This window comes from Streptomyces sp. NPDC054956, assembly GCF_053609185.1.
In genome coordinates, this window is the sequence record NZ_JBSGXB010000043.1 from 14,322 (window position 1) to 34,967 (window position 20,646).

General features: G+C 73.0%; 11 protein-coding genes and 1 tRNA gene. 2 read left to right on the plus strand and 10 right to left on the minus strand.

Translation table 11 applies throughout. The features are described from left to right. Position 1: 1 nt before the first annotated feature. Positions 2-988: an aldo/keto reductase gene (locus ACWGDE_RS10840; RefSeq protein WP_453388636.1), complete on the plus strand. Its 987-nt coding sequence runs from the start codon at positions 2-4 to the stop codon at positions 986-988. 95 nt (positions 989-1,083) lie between these two features. Here the strand turns inward: ACWGDE_RS10840 and ACWGDE_RS10845 are convergent. From ACWGDE_RS10845 to bldG, 10 genes are all read right to left on the minus strand, one after another. Continuing rightward, positions 1,084-1,157 (minus strand) — tRNA-Thr (locus ACWGDE_RS10845). Positions 1,158-1,256: 99 nt separating this feature from the next. Further along, positions 1,257-2,828 (minus strand): alpha/beta hydrolase, encoded by a 1,572-nt coding sequence (locus ACWGDE_RS10850; protein WP_453388637.1) that lies wholly within the window; start codon positions 2,826-2,828, stop codon positions 1,257-1,259. Between the two features lie 243 nt (positions 2,829-3,071). Further along, positions 3,072-4,283 (minus strand): DNA polymerase III subunit delta', encoded by a 1,212-nt coding sequence (locus tag ACWGDE_RS10855; RefSeq protein ID WP_453388638.1) that lies wholly within the window; start codon positions 4,281-4,283, stop codon positions 3,072-3,074. 132 nt (positions 4,284-4,415) lie between these two features. After that, positions 4,416-7,736: a dTMP kinase gene (gene tmk, locus ACWGDE_RS10860; protein WP_453388639.1), complete on the minus strand. Its 3,321-nt coding sequence runs from the start codon at positions 7,734-7,736 to the stop codon at positions 4,416-4,418. A gap of 180 nt (positions 7,737-7,916) precedes the next feature. Beyond that, on the minus strand, positions 7,917-10,736 hold the full coding sequence (topA, locus tag ACWGDE_RS10865) for a type I DNA topoisomerase (protein ID WP_453388640.1): 2,820 nt from the start codon (positions 10,734-10,736) through the stop codon (positions 7,917-7,919). 759 nt (positions 10,737-11,495) lie between these two features. Continuing rightward, on the minus strand, positions 11,496-13,034 hold the full coding sequence (locus ACWGDE_RS10870) for a DUF7059 domain-containing protein (RefSeq protein WP_453388641.1): 1,539 nt from the start codon (positions 13,032-13,034) through the stop codon (positions 11,496-11,498). A gap of 149 nt (positions 13,035-13,183) precedes the next feature. Then, a complete protein-coding gene (locus ACWGDE_RS10875; RefSeq protein WP_453388642.1) occupies positions 13,184-13,750 on the minus strand; it encodes a small secreted protein in 567 nt (188 codons plus the stop codon). A gap of 177 nt (positions 13,751-13,927) precedes the next feature. Further along, complete coding sequence (locus ACWGDE_RS10880; RefSeq protein WP_453388643.1) at positions 13,928-16,345, minus strand: sodium-translocating pyrophosphatase; 2,418 nt, start codon at positions 16,343-16,345, stop codon at positions 13,928-13,930. A 558-nt stretch (positions 16,346-16,903) separates the two neighbouring features. After that, positions 16,904-17,344, minus strand: a complete 441-nt coding sequence (locus ACWGDE_RS10885; RefSeq protein ID WP_453388644.1) for an ATP-binding protein — start codon at positions 17,342-17,344, stop codon at positions 16,904-16,906. A 100-nt stretch (positions 17,345-17,444) separates the two neighbouring features. Next, complete coding sequence (gene bldG / locus ACWGDE_RS10890) at positions 17,445-17,786, minus strand: anti-sigma factor antagonist BldG (RefSeq protein WP_112451865.1); 342 nt, start codon at positions 17,784-17,786, stop codon at positions 17,445-17,447. Between the two features lie 81 nt (positions 17,787-17,867). Here bldG and ACWGDE_RS10895 point away from each other — a divergent pair, with 81 nt between their 5' ends. Then, positions 17,868-20,429 (plus strand): DEAD/DEAH box helicase, encoded by a 2,562-nt coding sequence (locus tag ACWGDE_RS10895; protein WP_453388645.1) that lies wholly within the window; start codon positions 17,868-17,870, stop codon positions 20,427-20,429. Positions 20,430-20,646 lie beyond the last annotated feature (217 nt).

The following is a 20,646-nucleotide window of genomic DNA, read 5'->3' on the forward strand; positions in this document are numbered from 1 at the left end:
CATGCAGCAGCGCGCACTGGGCAGGACGGGCCGCGAGGTGTCCGTCGTAGGACTGGGGACCTGGCAGCTGGGAGGAGGCTGGGGCGAGGTCCGCGAGGAGGACGCCTTCGCCGTCCTGGACGCGTCCGTCGCGGCGGGCGTCACGTTCTTCGACACGGCGGACGAATACGGCGACGGCCGCAGCGAACGGCTCATCGGCGACTACCTCCGCCGGCGCCCCGACGCCGGGGTGTTCGTCGCGACGAAGATGGGCCGCCGCCCGGCCGAACAACTGACGTCCCACTACACCCTCGACAACTTCCGCGCCTGGACGGACCGTTCGCGGACCAACCTGGGCGTGGACACACTGGACCTGGTGCAGCTGCACTGCCCGCCCACGCCGGTGTACTCCAGCGACGAGGTGTTCGACGGACTGGACACCCTGGTCGCGGAGCGCCGGATCGCGGCGTACGCGGTGAGCGTCCGGACCTGCCGCGAGGCCCTGACGGCGATCGCCCGCCCGGGCACGGCGAGCGTGCAGCTCGTCCTGAACCCCTTCCGCCTGAAGCCCCTGGAGGAGGTCCTCCCGGCAGCCGCCGGGGCAGGGGTCGGAATCATCGCACGCGTCCCGCTGGCCTCCGGCCTGCTCTCCGGCACGTACACGAGGAACACGCTGTTCCGGCCGGACGACCACCGCACCTACAACCGGCACGGCGAGGCCTTCGACCGGGGCGAGACCTTCGCGGGCGTCGACTTCGAGTCCGGGGTCGAGGCGGCGGCCGAGTTCGGGGCCCTCGCACCCCACGGCGCCACCCCGGCCCAGACCGCACTGCGCTGGATCATCCAGCAGCCGGGCGTGACCACGGTGATCCCGGGCGCCCGCTCCCCGCAACAGGCCCGCGCGAACGCCTCCGCGGCAGCCCTGCCACCCCTCCCACCGGCCACCCTGAAGGCCGTACGCGACCTCTACGACCGCCGGATCCGCCCCCAGGTCCACCACCACTGGTAGCCACCCCACGCCCCGGGCCGAGCCCCAGGCCGCACGGGTGTCCGGAAATAGCAAAAGCCCCAGGTCACGGCGAGTGAGTCCTGGGGCTTCTACAGAGCCGCCTTCGGGATTCGAACCCGAGACCTACGCATTACGAGTGCGTTGCTCTGGCCAGCTGAGCTAAGGCGGCACCGCTGGGAAGACAAGAATTTCCCTGGTGGGAGGCTCTCATCAGCAGCGGCCCAAAGTCTACAGGGTTAAACGGGGTGCCCCGAACCGGGGCCCGAGGTCAGCACTTCTTGCCGTCCTGCGGGGCCTTTCCCTCGATGAGGTAGAGGTTGATCGCCGAGTCGATGCAGTCGCTGCCCCGGCCGTACGCGGTGTGGCCGTCCCCGTCGTACGTCAGGAGCACGCCCGAGTCGAGCTGGCCCGCCAGGGCCTGGGCCCACTTGTACGGGGTCGCCGGGTCGCGGGTGGTGCCGACCACCACGATCGGCGGGGCGCCCTTCGCGTTCAGCGCGCGGGCCGTTCCGGTGGCCTTGGCCGGCCAGTACGTGCAGTTCAGCGAGGCCCAGGCCAGGCCCGCGCCGAAGACCGGGGAGGCCTTCTCGAAGGAGGGCAGCGCCTTCTCGACCGCCGCGGGGCCGTCGAAGGCCGGGGGCTGGTCCAGACAGTTCACGGCGGCGTTCGCCGACATCAGGTTGGCGTACTTGCCGTCCGGCTCGCGCTCGTAGTAGCTGTCGGCGAGGGCCAGCAGCCCGTTGCCGTCGTCATCCTTGATCGCGGACGTGAGCGCCTCGCGCAGCTGCGGCCAGGCGTTCTCGTCGTACAGCGCGGCGATCACACCGGTCGTGGCCAGCGCCTCGCCCACCCCGTTGCGGGCCCGGTCGGTGGTGGGCACCGGCACGGCGTCGACCTTGCGGAAGAACTCCTTCAGGCGCGCCGCCACCGCGTCCGGGCCGCCCTGGCCGAGCGGGCAGTCGGACTGCTTGGCGCAGTCCTGCGCGAAGGCGCGGAAGGCGGTCTCGAAGCCCTCGGTCTGGTCCCGGTTCAGTTCGAGCGCGGGCCTGGAGGGGTCCATCGCCCCGTCCAGGACCAGCCGGCCGGTCCGGCCCGGGAAGAGGTCGGCGTACGTCGCCCCGAGGAAGGTGCCGTACGAGGCTCCGACGTACGTCAGCTTCTCGTCGCCCAGTGCCGCGCGGAGCACGTCCATGTCGCGGGCGGCGTCGACGGTGGACACGTGCGGCAGTACCTTCTGCGAGCGCGCCTGGCAGGCGGCCGCGAACTCCTTGAAGGCCGTCACCAGCAGGGCCTGTTCCGCCGGGGTGTCCGGCGTCTGGTCCACCTGCGTGTACTTGTCCATGGCAGGGCCGGTCAGGCATTCCACCGGGCTGCTGCGGTCCACGCCGCGCGGGTCGAAGGAGACCATGTCGTAGGCGGCGCGGACCTGCGCCGGGTACCCGATGCCCGCGTACGCCTGGAGGTAGCCGATGCCGGAGCCGCCCGGGCCGCCCGGGTTGACCACCAGCGAGCCGAGCCGCTTGCCGGGGGCGGTCGCCTTGCGGCGGGCCACCGCGATGTCGATGTCGCCGGACTCGGGGTGCTCGTAGTCCAGCGGGGCCTTCATGGTGGTGCAGTCGAAGCCGGGGACTCCGCACTCGCGCCAGCTCAGCTTCTGGTCGTAGTACGGGCGCAGCGCGGCCGGGACGGCTCCCGGCTCGGCCGACGGCGCGGCCGAACCCCCGCTGGAGGAGGCGGCGGCGCTCGGTCCTCCCGTACCGCCCGATGTGCACCCTGAGAGCAGCAGCCCCGCGGCGGCGATCACGGTCCCGGTGGTGCGCAGCAGGCGACTGGTGTCCATTCCCGGAGCCTACGGCCTGCGGGACCTCCCGGGGCGGCGGCCCCCACGCTGGGCGGCGGACGCCCGCCCGGGGCGCGGCCAGCGCCCCGCACGCGCACGCGCGTCCCGCGGGCGCCGCCGGGACCGCTCGAACGGGTGAATCCGACGAGGGCGGTCGGACCACCGGGCGGCCCTGCGGAGCCGTCCGGCGGGCGGATCTGCCCGCGGGGTGGATCGGCCCGCGGGGTGGACCAGCCCGCGGGATCAGCCCGCGCGCAGGGACATCGTCATCGCCTCGACTGCGAGCAGCGGGGCCACGTTGCGGTCCAGGGCCTGCCGGCAGGCGATGATCGCCTCGATGCGCCGCAGGGTCCGCTCGGGACCCGAAGCCCGGGCGATCCGGTCCAGGTCGTGGCGTATCTCCTCGTTCGCGATGGCCAGCGAGGAGCCGAGCTGCAGGGCCAGCACGTCCCGGTAGAACCCGGTGAGATCGGTCAGCGCCAGGTCGAGGCTGTCGCGCTGGGTGCGCGTGCGCCGGCGCTTCTGCCGGTCCTCCAGCTCCTTCATCACGCCGGCCGTACCGCGCGGCATCCGCCCGCCCGTACCGGCTCCGGCGCCGAGCGCGGCCCGCAGCTCCTCGGTCTCCTTGGTGTCCACCTCTTCCGCGACCTGCTTGGCGTCCTCGGCGGCGGCGTCCACCAGCTCCTGTGCGGCCTTGAGGCACCCGCCCACGTCGTCCACGCGCATCGGCAGCCTCAGCACGGTGGCCCGGCGGGCGCGGGCCTCCGGGTCGGTGGCGAGCCGGCGGGCCCGGCCGATGTGCCCCTGGGTCGCGCGGGCGGCGGCCTGGGCGACGTCCGGGTCGATGCCGTCGCGCCGCACCAGCACCTCCGCCACGGCGGACACCGGCGGGGTGCGCAGCGTCAGGTGGCGGCAGCGGGAGCGGATCGTGGGCAGCACGTCCTCCAGCGAGGGCGCGCACAGCAGCCACACGGTGCGCGGCGCGGGCTCCTCCACGGCCTTGAGGAGCACGTTGCCCGCGCCCTCCGTGAGGCGGTCGGCGTCCTCCAGGACGATGATCTGCCAGCGGCCCACGGCCGGGGAGAGCTGCGCCCGGCGGACCAGTTCGCGGGTCTCCTTCACACCGATGGACAGCAGGTCGGTGCGGACGATCTCCACATCGGAGTGCGTGCCGATCAAAGTGGTGTGGCAGCCGTCGCAGAACCCGCAGCCCGGCTCGCCGCCGAGGGCCCGGTCGGGGCTGGTGCACTGGAGCGCGGCCGCGAAGGCGCGGGCGGCGGTGGAGCGCCCCGAGCCGGGCGGGCCGGTGAACAGCCAGGCGTGGGTCATCTTGGAGGCGGCCGGCGGCTCCGTCCGCGCCTCGATGGCGGTGACCAGGGCGTCGGCGTCGCGGGCGGCGGCGGCCAGCTGCGTCTGAACCCGCTCCTGTCCCACCAGGTCGTCCCATACGGGCATCCCGCCCACCGCCTTTCCCTCGCGTACCGTCCGTGCGTGCTCACCCAGTGTGGCCGCTCACCCAGTGTGGCGGCTCCCACTGACAATCCCCGCCGGCCGGCCGGGCGCACCGTCACCGCCGCGCCGCTGCCGTCAGCGGCGGCGCGGACCCCGGCCCTCGTCGTCCTCGTCGTCCCGGCGCGGCCCGAGCAGTTCGTCCGCCAGCGTCGGCAGATCGTCCAGCGGGGTCTCCTCCGCCCAGTCCGAGCGGGCCCGGCGCGGCCGGCCGTCCTCGCCGAGGACGGGCAGCTCGCGGGTCCGGTCGTTGCCCGCGTCGCGGAAGATGCCCGGCGGGACCCGGTCGGCCGGGTTCTCCTCGGGGCGCTGGGCTGTCGGCCGCGAAGCCGAGTACGAGGCCCGGGGCGCCGACGCCGGGGGCGCCGCCTCGCCCGTTCCCGTCCCCGCGCGCGTGGGGCGTACGGGCGGCAGGACGGCCGTCTCGTCCGCCGCACCGGTGGGGGGTACGGGCGGCAGGACTGCCGTCTCGTCCGCCGGACCCGTCGCGCGGACCGGCGGCAGCACCGAGGTCTCGGCCACCGGGTCGACCTTGGGGACCGGCACCGTCTGGGTGACGTCGTCCGGCTGCAGGACCCGCTTGACGACCGGAGTCTCGACCGTCACGGCGTCGTCGGGGTGCGATTCCTTGCGCAGACCGACCGCGGGCGCCGCCGGTGCGGCGGGCGCCGTGTCCGGCACGGGCGCGGAAGGCGCCGCGGCGGAAGCGGGCGCCGCAGCCGGCGTCACGGGTGTCGCCGGCGTCGCGGCAGCGGCCGGCACGGACGCGGAAGCCGCCGAAGCGGCCGCCGCCGCGGCAGCGGCCTTCGCCGCCGTCTCGGCCGCCGCGGCCTCGGCCAGCCGGCGCGCCTGCTCGGCCTTCAGCAGGGCCTCCTCGGCCCGCCGCTGCTTCTCCAGCCGGCGCTCCTCCGCCTCGGCGCGCAGCCGCGACTCCTCCTCGGCCTGCTTGCGCAGCCGCTCGGCCTCCGCCGCGCGGGCCTTCTCCTCTGCCTCCAGCCGCAGCCGCTCGGCCTCGGCCCGCTCCCGGGCCTCCTCCTCGGCGCGCAGCCGTTCCTCGCGTTCCTTGCGCGCGGCCTCGGCCTCGGCCCGGATCCGGGCCTCCTCGGCCTCACGGGCCTTGCGGGCTTCCTCCTCGGCCAGCAGCCGGGCTTCCTCGGCCTTGCGCGCCGCCTCTTCCTCGGCCTTGCGCGCGGCTTCCTCCTCGGCGAGCCGCCGGGCCTCCACCCGGGCGGCCACCTCGGCCTCCGAGAGCGGCAGCATCCGGTCCAGGCGGTGGCGCACGACCGTGCTCACCGACTCCGGGTCCTGGCCCGCGTCGACCACCAGGTAGCGCCCGGGGTCGGCCGCGGCCAGCGTCAGGAATCCGGCCCGCACCCGCTGGTGGAACTCCGCCGGCTCCGATTCCAGCCGGTCCGGCGCCTCCGTGAACCGCTCGCGGGCCGTCTCCGGCGACACGTCGAGCAGCACGGTCAGGTTCGGTACGAGGCCGTCCGTGGCCCACCGCGAGATACGGGCGATCTCGGTCGGGGACAGATCCCGGCCGGCGCCCTGGTAGGCCACCGAGGAGTCGACGTAGCGGTCGGTGATGACCACGGCGCCCCGCTCCAGCGCGGGCCGCACGACGGTGTCCACGTGCTCGGCGCGGTCGGCCGCGTACAGCAGGGCCTCGGCGCGGTTCGACAGTCCGGCGGAGGACACGTCGAGCAGGATCGAGCGGAGCCGCTTGCCGACCGGGGTGGCCCCCGGCTCGCGCGTGACGACGACCTCGTGGCCCTTGGCCCGTATCCAGTCGGCCAGCGCCTCCACCTGGGTGGACTTGCCGGCCCCGTCGCCGCCCTCCAGGGCGATGAAGAACCCGGCGTCGGACGCGGCCTGCACCGGCTCCCCGCCGCGCAGCGCCTCGCGCAGGTCACGGCGCAGCGGTACGCCGCTGCGGTCGTCGGCCTTGGCCAGTACGACGGCGGCGACCGGCAGCAGCAGGGCGCCGACCAGCATCAGCGTGAAGGCCGCCCCGCCGTGCGCGAAGACGATCCCGCCGCCTTCCAGCCGGTGCGGCCCGATCGCCGCGGCCAGCAGCGGGGCCACGACCGCCCCGACGGCCACGGCCACCCGGACCACGGCCTGCAGGTGCTCGGTGACCCGGGCCCTGCGGAACTCCTCGGTCTCCTGGTCCAGCAGCGTGTGCCCGGTGTTGGCGGCGACGCCCGAGGCGGCGCCGGCGAGCAGCGACAGGAACAGCACGGTCGCGGTGTCCGGGACCAGCCCGGTCAGCAGCAGCGCGAGACCGGCCACCGCGATGGACAGGGCCAGCAGCCGGCGCCGGGACAGGGCGGGAAGGACCTTGCCGGCCTGGGTGGCCCGGATGCCGGCGGCCGTGCCGCCGACCAGGGCCAGTACGAAGAGCGCGTACGCGGCGGCTCCGCCCCCGAGGTCGGCGGCGTGCAGGACGGCCACGGCCGCGGCGGAGGCGATCGCCCCGGCGACAGCGGCGCAGGCCAGCACGAGCAGCGGAACCGCGCCGGTGCGCCCCTTGTCGGGTCGGTCCCCGGCCCTGGGGGCGCGCAGGCCCTCCAGCGGGGAGCGCGGACGCGGGGTCTTCGTGTCGGGCAGGACCAGCGGCAGCACCAGCGACACGGAGGCGGCGAAGAGGCCGGCGGCCACGTACGAGCCGAGGGCGGCCTGGTTCTCGGCGAACCAGCCGACTCCGAGCCCGAGGGCCTTGCCGATCAGGGTCGCGGCGAGCAGCGCGGCCGCGGCGACCGGCATGGCCGCGAAGGAGGTGCGCAGGTTCAGCCGGCGCAGCGCGTCGAGGTGGTCGGGCAGCGGCCGTACGGTCGCGCCCTCGGGCGGCGGCGACGGCAGCAGGCCGGGCGCGGCACTGTCCTTGGCCAGCGCCCACACGCGCTCGGCGGCGCCGGAGACGAAGACGGTGGCGAGCAGGGCGGTCAGCGCGTGGGCCGGGATCCAGTCGAGCCACAGCGGGGCCACGACGAACAGGCCGAGCCGGATCCCGTCGGCGCCGATCATCGTCCAGCGGCGGTCCAGCTTGCCGCCGGCGGCGGTGAGCTGGGACAGGGGCCCGAGGAGGACGGCCCCGAACAGCACCGTGGACAGCACCCGGACGCCGAACACGGCGGCGACGGCGAGGGCCGCTCCGGCGTATCCGCCGCCGAAGGGCTCCTGGTCCACGGCCGCCTGGAAGGCAAGCAGCACCAGGACCAGCAGGGCGAGGGCGTCACCGATGCCGCTCACCAGCTGGGCGCTCCACAGACGGCGCAGCCCGGGGGTGCGCAGCAGGGCGCGCACCGCCCGCTCGCGGGAGTCCGCGGCGAGGGCTTCGTCGTAGGTGGGGGCGGTGGTGGAGGCGGTCACGACCGTTGGCTGCTCGGCTCGCGTCATCCGCCCAGCCTATCCGCTGCGCTTGGCGGGTGCGGAGCCCTGTGGACAAGGTCCGGGTGTGACCCCGGACCCATCCGGACCCGCCCGGACCCATCCGGTCCGGGACGGGGACAGGGCCCGTGCGAGGTGCACGGGCCCTGTCCCTGAAGCAGTCGGCTGCCGGCGGCCGGCTGCCGGCGGCTACTCGGCCGCCGGGGCGGCCGCCGTCTTCTTCGCGGCCGTCTTCTTGGCCGTGGTCTTCTTCGCCGCGGCCGTCGTCTTCTTCGCGGCCGTCGTCTTCTTGGCGGCGGCGGTCTTCGTCGCCGTCGCCTTCTTCGCCGGGGCCTTCTTCGCGGCGGCCTTCTTGGCCGTCTTCTTCGCCGGACCCTTGGCGCGCTTCTCGGCGAGCAGCTCGTAGCCCCGCTCCGGAGTGATCGTCTCGACGTCGTCGTCCCGCCGCAGCGTCGCGTTCGTCTCGCCGTCCGTCACGTACGGGCCGAACCGGCCGTCCTTGACGACCACCGGCTTCTCGCTGACCGGGTCGGTCCCCAGCTCCTTGAGCGGCGGCTTCGCGGCCGCGCGCCCCCGCTGCTTGGGCTGCGCGTAGATCGCGAGCGCCTGCTCCAGGGTGATCGAGAACAGCTGGTCCTCGGTCTCCAGGGACCGCGAGTCCGTGCCCTTCTTCAGGTACGGGCCGTAGCGGCCGTTCTGCGCGGTGATCTCCGCGCCCTCCGCGTCCACGCCGACGACCCTGGGCAGGGACATCAGCTTGAGCGCGTCGGCCAGGGTGACCGTGTCCAGGCTCATCGACTGGAACAGCGAGGCCGTCCGCGGCTTCACCGCGTTCTTGCCGGTCTTCGGCGTGCCCTCGGGCAGGATCTCCGTCACGTACGGGCCGTAGCGGCCGTCCTTCGCGACGATCTCGTTCCCGCTCACCGGGTCCTTGCCCAGCTCGAACTCGCCGCTCGGCTTCGCGAAGAGCTCCTCCGCGTACGCCACGGTCAGCTCGTCGGGCGCCAGCTCCTCGGGCACGTCCGCCCGCTGGTGGCCCTCGGCGTCCTTCTCGCCGCGCTCCACGTACGGCCCGTAACGGCCGACGCGCAGCACGATGCCCTCGCCGACGGGGAAGGAGGAGATCTCCCGGGCGTCGATCGCGCCCAGGTCGGTCACCAGCTCCTTGAGGCCGCCGAGGTGGTCGCCCTCGGCCGGTACGACCTCGCTCGCGTCCTCCGAGCCGAAGTAGAACCGCTTCAGCCACGGCACGGACTGGGCCTCGCCCTGCGCGATGCGGTCGAGGTCGTCCTCCATCCGGGCCGTGAAGTCGTAGTCGACGAGGCGCCCGAAGTGCGTCTCCAGCAGGTTGACCACGGCGAACGACAGGAAGGACGGCACGAGCGCCGTGCCCTTCTTGAAGACGTACCCGCGGTCCAGGATCGTGCCGATGATCGACGCGTACGTCGACGGGCGGCCGATCTCGCGCTCTTCGAGCTCCTTGACCAGCGAGGCCTCGGTGTAGCGGGCCGGCGGCTTGGTCGAGTGGCCGTCGGCCGTGATCTCCTCGGCCGTCAGCGCGTCGCCCTCCGCGACCTGCGGGAGGCGCTTCTCGCGGTCGTCGAGCTCGGCGTTCGGGTCGTCCGCGCCCTCGACGTAGGCCTTCATGAAGCCGTGGAAGGTGATCGTCTTGCCGGACGCGGAGAACTCGGCGTCGCGGCCGTCCGAAGCGGTGCCGCCGATCTTCACGGTCACCGAGTTGCCGACCGCGTCCTTCATCTGGGAGGCGACGGTGCGCTTCCAGATGAGCTCGTACAGGCGGAACTGGTCGCCGGTCAGACCCGTCTCGGCGGGAGTGCGGAAACGATCACCCGAAGGTCGGATCGCCTCGTGCGCCTCCTGCGCGTTCTTGACCTTGCCCGCGTAGACGCGCGGCTTCTCCGGCAGGTAGTCGGCGCCGTAGAGCTGCGTGACCTGCGCCCGGGCGGCCGTGACGGCCGTCTCCGAGAGCGTCGTGGAGTCGGTACGCATATAGGTGATGAAGCCGTTCTCGTACAGCTTCTGCGCCACCTGCATCGTCGCCTTCGCACCGAAGCCGAGCTTGCGCGAGGCCTCCTGCTGGAGCGTCGTCGTACGGAAGGGGGCGTACGGGGAACGGCGGTACGGCTTGGACTCGACCGACCTGACGGCGAACGAGGTCTGCTCCAGCGCGGCGGCCAGCGCCCGCGCGTTCGCCTCGTCGAGGTGCAGCACCTCGCTCTTGAGCTGCCCGGTCGAGCCGAAGTCGCGGCCCTGCGCCACGCGCTTGCCGTCCACCGTGTTCAGGCGGGCGACCAGCGTGGAGGGGTCGGAGGCGTCACCGGCGCGGCCGGTGGCGAAGGTGCCGGTCAGGTCCCAGTACTCGGCGGTGCGGAAGGCGATGCGCTCGCGCTCCCGCTCGACGACGAGACGGGTGGCCACGGACTGGACGCGGCCCGCCGAGAGCTTCGGCATGACCTTCTTCCACAGGACCGGCGAGACCTCGTAGCCGTAGAGGCGGTCGAGGATGCGGCGGGTCTCCTGGGCGTCGACCATGCGCTGGTTGAGCTCGCGCGGGTTGGCGACGGCGTCGCGGATCGCGTCCTTGGTGATCTCGTGGAACACCATCCGGTGGACGGGGACCTTGGGCTTGAGGACTTCCTGCAGGTGCCACGCGATGGCTTCGCCCTCGCGGTCCTCATCGGTGGCGAGGAAGAGTTCGTCGGACTCGGCCAGCAGCTCCTTGAGCTTCCTGACCTGGGCCTTCTTATCCGCGTTGACGACGTAGATCGGCGCGAAGTCGTGCTCGACGTCCACGCCGAGACGGCGGACCTCACCGGTGTACTTGTCGGGAACCTCGGCCGCGCCGCTGGGGAGGTCGCGGATGTGCCCGACGCTCGCCTCGACGACGTATCCGGGGCCGAGGTAGCCCTTGATCGTCTTCGCCTTGGCAGGGGACTCGACGATGACGAGTCGGCGGCCGCCCTTTGCGGTCTCGCTAGTCGGGGACAACTTGGCTCTTCTCTCCGGTCGGCACTCGGTCGCAGTACGGCGACGCTGCGGAGTGTGACGGTACAACCCGCCCCCGTGTCAAACGGCAGAAGCCCGCAACGGCCACTCGAACGGTAACCCGACAAGTGCCGTTTCTGCCGCCCGGATGCCGCGCCAGGCCCTCCGCGATCACTGGGCAGAGTGGCCGGGGGGCCGTCTGGCCCCGCCCCCGCACCCCTCTTCACGTCGGCGTTTGCGGCCGGACTCACATCCGCGGACCCGGCGAAACCGGCGCGCCGCTCGCGAGCGCGTCCGCGCACCCGGGCCGGCCGCGCACCCGGCCCGGCCGTGGGGCGGATCCGCGCGGGCACCCGCCCCGGCATCACCCCGCCCGGGGGCCGGCGCCCCCCGGCCGGCGGTTTCCGCCTCCCGGGGCCTCAGGCCCCGAGGGCCGCCGGTACCCCGCCGGCGGGAGCCGTGCCGGCGCCACGGCCGTGGCGGGAGCGCACCCTCCGGGCCACCGGCGCGCCGTGCCCGGCGCGCGCCCCCGTCAAAGCCGGAAGAACGGCCCCGAACAGCGGGAACGCGGTCGCCGCGAAGATCGCCGCACCGCCGTCCACACCATTCCCCTTCATCCCCTGGGCCGCTCCCGGGATCCCCCCGAATCCCGCTGCCCCGGAGGCTTTCAGCCCAGGGGATACGCCGGGCGAACCCCGGGTTACATCCTGGTGCCGACCGCCCGGCGGGCATCGGCTCCGACCGCCGGGGCAGCGGCCGGGACTACTCCCCCGACTCCGTCACGGGCTCCAGGAACCCCTGCTCCACCAGCATCCGGATCGCGTCCGGCGTACGGTCCCGCAGGACCACCGGGTCCTCCTCCACCAGCTGGGCGATGGCGTCCAGGATGCGGCCCGCGCTCAGTGATCCGTCACACACTCCGGCGAAGCCCGCCCCGACCGTGTCGACCTTGGTGGCGCGCCTCATCCCGCGGTTCTGCCGGAGCACCACGTGTTCCGGATCCTCCGCGCCGGGGGCTCCGACCTGCTCCTGCACGACCTCCTCGGTCAGCCGGAAGTACCCCGCCAGCAGGGCAGCGTCGTCGTGGTCGCGCAGGTAGTCCTGCCGGGCGAAGTGCGCGAGGACGGTCTCCCCCAGCGGCTGCTCCACCGAGTGCGGCCACTCCTCGACCACGATCGAGGGCTCGGCCGCGTCACTGCGGCGCAGGGTGATCCAGCCGAAGCCGACCGCCTTGGTCCTGCGGGCCTCGAACTCGTCCAGCCAGTCCTCGTACCGCCGCTCGTACTCGGCGGGGTCGGTGCGGTGATCGCCCGCGTCGCGCAGCCACAGCTCCGCGTACTGCGTGACGTCCTGCACGTCGCGCTGCACGATCCAGGCGTCGCAGCCGCGCGGCACCCAGCCCCGTACCCGCTCGTGCCAGTCCTCGCCGTCCACGTGCTGCCAGTTGCCGAGGAACTGGGCGAACCCGCCCGGGTTGAGCCGGGCGCCGGCCTCCTGGACCAGGGTCCGGCACAGGTCGTCGCCGCCCATCCCGCCGTCCCGGTACGTCAGCCGGGCGCCGGGGGAGATCACGAACGGGGGGTTCGACACGATCAGGTCGTACGTGGCCCCGCCGACGGGCTCGAACAGCGATCCGGCGAGCAGCTCCGCTTCCGGGGCCCCCGAGAGCGCGAGCGTCAACCGGGTGAATTCCAGGGCCCGGGGGTTGACGTCGGTCGCGGTGACCCGGGTCGCGTGCTGCGCGGCGTGCAGCGCCTGGATGCCGGAGCCGGTGCCGACGTCGAGGGCGGAACCGACCGGGGTGCGGACGGTGATCCCGGCCAGGGTGGTCGAGGCCCCGCCGACGCCGAGGACCACGCCCTCCTCGCGGCTGCCGATCCCGCCGGCCCCGCCGACGGCGCAGCCGAGGTCCGAGACGATGAACCAGTCCTCGCCGTCCGGACCGCCGTACGGGCGTACGTCCACGGTGGCGTGCAGCTGGTCGCCCTCCCGGCGCAGCCAGCCGTCGGCCAGCGCCGCCTCCACGGGCAGCGCGGCCGCGGCGTGCGCGTACGGGACCGGCTGCTGCAGCAGGAACAGCCGGACCAGGCTCGCGAGCGGCCCGTCCCCGCGGCCGCGCGTGGCGCGCAGGGCGGGGACCGTCTCGCTGCGGGCGAGGGCCGCGTAGGCCGGGGCGCCGAGCATGTCGAGCAGCCCGTCGGCGGTGAACCCCGCGGCGAGCAGCGCGGCGCGGAGCTCGGCGGCGCGGTCGGACGAGGGGAGGCGGGCGGGCAGACCGGAGGAAAGGCTGGTGGTACTCACCCGTCCATTGTGGCCGCTGCCGCCCGCCTCACCCCGTACCGCCCCCCGAACGCGCCGGAGCGGCCGCGGTCCCCGTAGGACCCCGGCCGCTCCGGTCCGCGTACCGCCGCCGTCAACGCGGCGGAACGCTCCAAGACTTCGCCTACGGCTCAGGACTTCGCCGGCGACGGCGTCGTCACCTGGCAGCCCTTCTGGCTGTTCATCGACTTGTCCAGCCCGCCCGACTTGAGCTGGTCGAGCGCTTCCTTGCCGCCCTTGGTGGCTTCCTCGAGGCCGCCCGCGACGTCCTTGAGCCCCTCCGCGAACTTGCTCTGGTCCTTGGGGTCGAGGGCGTCCATCTTCGTCTTCAGCGCGGTGTAGCCCTGCGCCGTCTCCTCGAAGCCCTTGACCGCGGCGCTCTGGGTCTTCTCGCCTTCCTTGACCGGCGGAACACCCGCCCCCTGCAAGGCCGTACCCATCGCCTTGTACGACTCCGACATGGTCCCGAAGGCCGCCGAGTCGGTCGACTGGACCTCCTCGGGCTTGCTGCTCTCGGTCGCCACCCGCTTGATGTCGGCGTTGGCCTGCTCGATCTTCTTGAGCTCGGGCTGCCAGCTGTCGCAGACCTTCTTGGCCCAGGCATCGGTCTTCTTGTCGCCGTCGTCCCCGCCGCAGCCGGACAGGACGAGCATCAGCACCGCAGCGCCCGATACCGCGGCCGCAAGCTTCTTGTTCACCGGATTGGTCCCTTCGAAGGCTCTCGGCCCGGAAGATACACGCCCGCCATCCGGGAAACGCAAAGGCGGACGGACGGCGCGTCAGTCCGCGCCGCCTGTCCGCCATTCGGGCGTACGCTCGAGGATCCCCGAGCGGGAACGCCCCGAGCCCCCGTCAGGAGACCCGGGGCCCTGGAATCAGGACGAGACCGCCGCCGGGTCGGCCGGCTGGGCCACCCGCTCGGCGGGCACGCTGCCGCCCTCGCCCTCGCCCTCGTCACCGACCGCGATGCCGCGGCGCTTGGAGACGTACACGGCGCCGACGATGACGCCGATCGCGAGGACCGCGACGATCGCCCGCACGGTCGGGTTGGTGTCCGCGCCGTAGCTGAACTGCACGACGGCCGGGGCGATCAGCAGCGCCACCAGGTTCATGACCTTGAGCAGCGGGTTGATGGCCGGACCGGCGGTGTCCTTGAACGGGTCGCCGACGGTGTCGCCGATGACGACGGCCTCGTGGGCCGCGCTGCCCTTGCCGCCGTGGTGCCCGTCCTCGACGAGCTTCTTCGCGTTGTCCCACGCGCCACCGGAGTTGGCGAGGAAGACCGCCATCAGGGTGCCGGTGCCGATGGCGCCGGCCAGGAAGGACCCGAGCGCGCCGACGCCGAGCGAGAACCCGACGGCGATCGGCGTGAGGACGGCGAGCAGGCCGGGCGTGGCCAGTTCGCGCAGCGCGTCCTTGGTGCAGATGTCCACGACGCGCCCGTACTCGGGCTTCTCGGTGTAGTCCATGATCCCGGGGTGCTCGCGGAACTGGCGGCGCACCTCGTAGACGACCGCGCCGGCCGAACGGGACACGGCGTTGATCGCGAGGCCCGAGAACAGGAACACGACCGCCGCGCCCAGGATCAGCCCGACCAGGTTGTTGGGCTGGGCGATGTCCAGGCTGAGGTTCATCTCGTCGGCCTTGGCCCCGACCTCCTTGACCGCGTTCGCGATGGCGTCGTTGTACGAGCCGAAGAGCGCGGCCGCGGCGAGCACGGCGGTGGCGATGGCGATGCCCTTGGTGATGGCCTTGGTGGTGTTGCCCACCGCGTCCAGGTCGGTCAGCACCTGCGCACCGGCGCCCTCGACGTCGCCGGACATCTCCGCGATGCCCTGGGCGTTGTCGGAGACCGGCCCGAAGGTGTCCATGGCGACGATGACGCCGACGGTGGTGAGCAGGCCGGTGCCGGCCAGGGCCACCGCGAAGAGCGCCAGCATGATCGAGGTGCCGCCGAGCAGGAACGCCCCGTAGACGCCGAGGCCGATGAGCAGCGCCGTGTAGACGGCGGACTCCAGGCCCACGGAGATGCCGGCGAGGACGACGGTGGCCGCACCGGTCAGCGAGGACTTGCCGATGTCCCGGACGGGACGCCGGTTGGTCTCGGTGAAGTAGCCGGTGAGCTGCTGGATCAGGGCCGCGAGCACGATGCCGATGGCGACGGCGACGAGCGCCAGGATGCGGGGGTCGCCCGCGTGGCTGGAGATCTTGGCGTCGTCGACTCCGACGAGCTCCTTGTAGGTGCCCGGCAGGTACGCGTAGACGGCGATCCCGACCAGCACCAGCGAGATGACGGCGGAGATGAAGAAGCCGCGGTTGATGGCGGTCATCCCGCTGCGGTCGGTGCGCCGCGGGGAGACCGCGAAGATGCCGATCATCGCGGTGACGACCCCGATGGCGGGGACGATCAGCGGGAAGGCCAGGCCCAGGTCGCCGAAGGCGGCCTTGCCGAGGATGAGGGCCGCCACCAGGGTGACGGCGTACGACTCGAAGAGGTCGGCGGCCATTCCCGCGCAGTCTCCGACGTTGTCGCCCACGTTGTCGGCGATGGTCGCGGCATTGCGCGGGTCGTCCTCCGGAATGCCCTGCTCGACCTTGCCGACCAGGTCGGCGCCGACGTCGGCGGCCTTGGTGAAGATGCCGCCGCCCACGCGCATGAACATCGCGATCAGTGCGGCGCCGAGGCCGAAGCCCTCGAGGACCTTGGGGGCGTCGGCCGCGTAGACGAGCACGACGCAGGAAGCGCCGAGCAGGCCGAGGCCGACGGTGAACATGCCCACCACGCCGCCGGTGCGGAACGCGATCCGCATGGCCTTGTGGGAGACCTCCGTCAGGTCCTTGGCGGGTTCTCCCTCGGCGGGGGTGGCCTCTCTCGCGGCGGCGGCGACGCGCACGTTGGCGCGGACCGCCAGCCGCATGCCGATGTAGCCGGTGGCGGCGGAGAAGAGCGCGCCGACGAGGAAGAAGGCGGAACGTCCCGCCCGCTGCGTCCAGTCGTCGGCGGGGAGCAGGAAGAGCAGGAAGAACACGACGACGGCGAAGACGCCGAGCGTGCGCAGCTGCCGGCCGAGGTAGGCGTTGGCGCCTTCCTGGACGGCAGCGGCGATCTTCTTCATGGATTCGGTTCCCTCGTCGGCGGCGAGGACCTGGCGGACCAGGATCTGCGCGACGACGAGCGCGGCGATGGCCACGGCCGCAATGATGATCACGATGAGCCGATTGTCATCAGTGAGTACTGCGGATGCCAGGTCAGTGGTGCGACCGGGCGCGATAGGGGTGAAGAGCCCCGTCATTCGTCCTCCTTGACGTGATGAGCTCAAGATGTGGACGGATTGTAGGGAGCGCGACCCGATCAAAACAGTACGCAGGAAACGGAATTGGCCTGCACTTGCTCCTCACCAATAGATCCGGTCACTCCATTACCCCCGAAAGTGGTAATGGGGCAAAGGCATTGACGCCTGATCATTGATCTAGGATTTCGATCTACGAACGCAGAAAAGGCCCTGCTCGGCAGGGCCTTGAATAAGATCAAACAGTGATCGGAAAAGGATCAGAAGAAGATCGGACGATACGTCGCCACGCGCGGCCCGCACTCCCGGGAGCCACCGGACCGGGGCCTCACCGCCTTACCGGCACCCACCCGTCCTCCCGTCGGCAGACCCCCACCACGGCACTCAAAGCCGCCCCACCACCCCGGGGCCCGAAGGCGCGGCGAAGCCCGGCGTGGCGCGGGGAAGCCGGGCGTGGCGCGGGGAAGCCGGGCCTGGCGCGGGGAAGCCGGGCGTGGCGCGGGGAGCCAAGAAGGGCGCGCGGAAGCCGGGGAAGGCGCGCGGGAAGGCCCAGGAGGGCCGCTAGGGCAGCTCGGAGGTCCCCGAGACGGGCCACCTCATGCGGATCGTCCCGCCGGACTCCCCGGCGATCACCTCGACGTCGTCGACCAGACCGCTGATCACCGCGAGGCCCATCTCGTCCTCGCCCTCGTTGTCGGGGTCCAGGACGGCATCGATTCCGGACACGCCCGCCGACGGACCGCCGGCCGGCCCGGGCACTTCGTCGCCGACCTCGATGGAGAACACCTTCTCCTCCTCGGTCAGCACCACCCGGACGGGCGCGGTCAGCCCATTGCTGCGGTGCAGTCCGACGGCGCGCGAACAGGCCTCGCCCACGGCGAGGCGAACCTCGTCGAGGACGGCTTCCTCCACACCGGCCCGCCGCGCCACGGCGGCCGCGACCAGGCGGGCCGTCCGGACGTGTTCGGGCTGGGCGCTGAAGCGCAGTTCAACGGTGGCCATGCGCATCCCCCTCGGACTACGGGCGTGCCTTACAGGGGCCCGGACCGCTTGTGGCCCGGTACCCCCCGCTCCTCATCGGCCGCTACGCCGCCGAGAGTCGTCAGTCGGTGGCGTTGACAGCCTCTTCCACCGAGTTGTGGATCGGAAAGACCTTGGTCAGACCGGTGATTCGGAAGATCTTCAGGATGCGCTCCTGGTTGCACACCAGACGCAGCGAGCCCTCGTGCGCGCGGACGCGCTTGAGGCCTCCCACGAGCACACCAAGCCCGGTGGAGTCGAGGAAGTCCACTCGCTCCATGTCGACAACCAAGTGGTAGCTGCCGTCGTTCACCAACTCGACCAACTGCTCGCGCAGCTTGGGCGCGGTATACACATCAATCTCGCCACCGACCTCCACGACCGTACGGTCGCCGACAGTGCGAGTCGACAGGGACAGGTCCACGGATCCTCCAGCACCTTGCTATCGAGCGGCGCCCCCCAGGGGCCTCCCCACCCGAAGGTAGGCGAGGGATTGGCTGCCGCGATGGCATTCAATCACTTACCGGCAGGCGCGCACGACGCCTTGGGACCATTGTCCCGCACGCCGGTGACACACTCACTTCCAATGGCCAACACTCACCGTCCCGGTCCGCCCACGGCACCCGCGGACGTTCGACCCACCCCCGGCACGGTTCTGGACCGGCTGTCACGGGGGCCTTCCCGGGCTGCGCGCATCACCCATACGGAGCACTTGCCCCCTCGGGAGGGTCGTCATGCGGTCTGGCCGGACCGCATCCGAACGGATGTAGTAGCCGCCATCCAGGCCGCGGGGATCGAACATCCGTGGGAACACCAGGCCGCGGCCGCCGAGCACGCGCTCGACGGCGAGTCCGTGGTCGTCGCCACGGGCACCGCCTCGGGCAAATCGCTGGCCTATCTCGCCCCCGTGCTCTCCGCCCTCGCGGACGGCGCCCAGGCCCCCAACGGTCGCGGCGCGACCGCCCTGTACCTGGCCCCGACCAAGGCCCTGGCGGCCGACCAGCGGCGCGCCGTACGGGAACTGGCCGGCCCGCTCGGCAACGCGATCCGCCCGGCCGTGTACGACGGCGACACCCCCGTGGAGGAACGCGAGTGGGTGCGCCAGTACGCCAACTACGTCCTCACCAACCCCGACATGCTCCACCGGGGAATCCTCCCCGCCCACCCGCGCTGGTCCTCCTTCCTGCGGGCCCTGCGCTATGTCGTGATCGACGAGTGCCACACCTACCGGGGCGTCTTCGGCTCCCACGTCGCCCAGGTCCTGCGCCGGCTGCGGCGGCTGTGCGCCCGCTACGGCTCCGAGCCCGTCTTCCTGCTGGCCTCCGCCACCGCGAGCGACCCGGCGGCCGCCGCGTCCCGGCTGACGGGCCTGCCGGTGGTGGAGGTGGCCGACGACGCCTCCCCGCGCGGCGAGGTCGTCTTCGCCCTGTGGGAGCCGCCCCTGACCGAGCTCAAGGGGGAGAAGGGCGCCCCCGTACGCCGTACGGCGACGGCCGAGACCGCCGACCTCCTCACCGACCTGGTCGTCCAGGGCGTCCGCACGGTCGCCTTCGTCCGTTCCCGGCGCGGCGCCGAGCTGATCGCGCTGATCGCCCAGGAGAAACTCGCCGCGGTCGACCGCTCGCTGCCCGGGCGGGTCGCGGCCTACCGGGGCGGCTACCTCCCCGAGGAGCGCCGGGCCCTGGAGCGGGCCCTGCACTCCGGCGAGCTGCTGGGCCTGGCCGCCACGACCGCCCTGGAGCTGGGCGTGGACGTCTCCGGCCTCGACGCCGTCCTGATCACCGGCTACCCGGGCACCCGGGCCTCCCTGTGGCAGCAGGCCGGCCGCGCGGGGCGCTCGGGCCAGGGCGCCCTGGCCGTCCTGGTGGCCCGCGACGACCCGCTCGACACCTACCTCGTCCACCACCCGGAGGCGCTGTTCCGCCAGCCGGTGGAGGCCACCGTCCTGGACCCCGACAACCCGTACGTCCTGGCCCCCCACCTGTGCGCGGCCGCCGCCGAGCTGCCCCTGACGGAGGCCGACCTCCCCCTCTTCGGCCCCGCGACGGCCGAGCTCCTCCCCCAGCTCGAGGCGGCCAAGCTCCTGCGCCGCCGGGCGGCCGCCTGGCACTGGACCCGCCGGGAGCGGGCCTCGGACCTCACCGACATCCGGGGCGGCGGCGGCCGCCCGGTCCAGATCGTCGAGGCCTCCACCGGGCGGCTGCTCGGCACGGTCGACGAGTCGGCCTCCCACACGGCCGTCCACGACGGGGCCGTCCACCTGCACCAGGGCCGCACGTATCTCGTGAACCACCTGGACCTGGAGGACTCCGTCGCCCTGGTGGAGGAGTCGAACCCGCCCTTCTCCACCACGGCCCGCGACACCACCTCCATCTCCGTCCTGGAGACCGAGACCGAGGTCCCCTGGGGCCGCGGACGGCTCTGCTTCGGCTCCGTCGAGGTCACCAACCAGGTCGTCTCCTACCTGCGCCGCAAGCTGATCACCGGCGAGGTGCTCGGCGAGGCCAAGCTCGACCTGCCGCCCCGCACCCTGCGCACCCGGGCCGTGTGGTGGACGGTCACCGAGGACCAGCTCGACGAGGCCCGGATCAACCCGGAGATCCTCGGCGGCGCCCTGCACGCCGCCGAGCACGCCTCCATCGGCCTGCTCCCGCTCTTCGCCACCTGCGACCGCTGGGACATCGGCGGGGTCTCCGTCCCGCTGCATCCCGACACCCTCCTGCCCACGGTCTTCGTCTACGACGGCCACCCCGGCGGCGCCGGCTTCGCGGAGCGCGCCTTCCACACGGCCCGCGCCTGGCTGACGGCGACCCGCGACGCGATCGCCGCCTGCGAGTGCGAGGCGGGCTGCCCGTCCTGCATCCAGTCCCCCAAGTGCGGCAACGGCAACGACCCCCTCCACAAACGCGGCGCCCTCCGCCTCCTCACCCGCCTCCTGGCCGAGGCACCGGGGGCGTCGGCGACACCCGAGGCATCGGAGGCACCTGAGGACCCCGAAGCGCCGGCGGCACCCGAGGAATCAGAAGCACCGGAAGCGCTGGAAGCTCCGGAAGCACCCGAAACCTGACCGTCCCGCGAACCTGCACGCCAGCCCGCCGAATGGCTGGTTCTCGCCCCTAGCCGGCACCCAGCCGGGTCGGGGGCGGGGGCGGGGTGGGGTGTCGTCCGGGACGTAAAACGTGATTTGTGGCGCGCGGGAAGCCTTGCCGGTCGAAGCAATCGGGGGGCGCCAAAAATCATGCAGTCCCGGACGACACCCCCCGCCCGCCGGGCCGCGCGGGCGC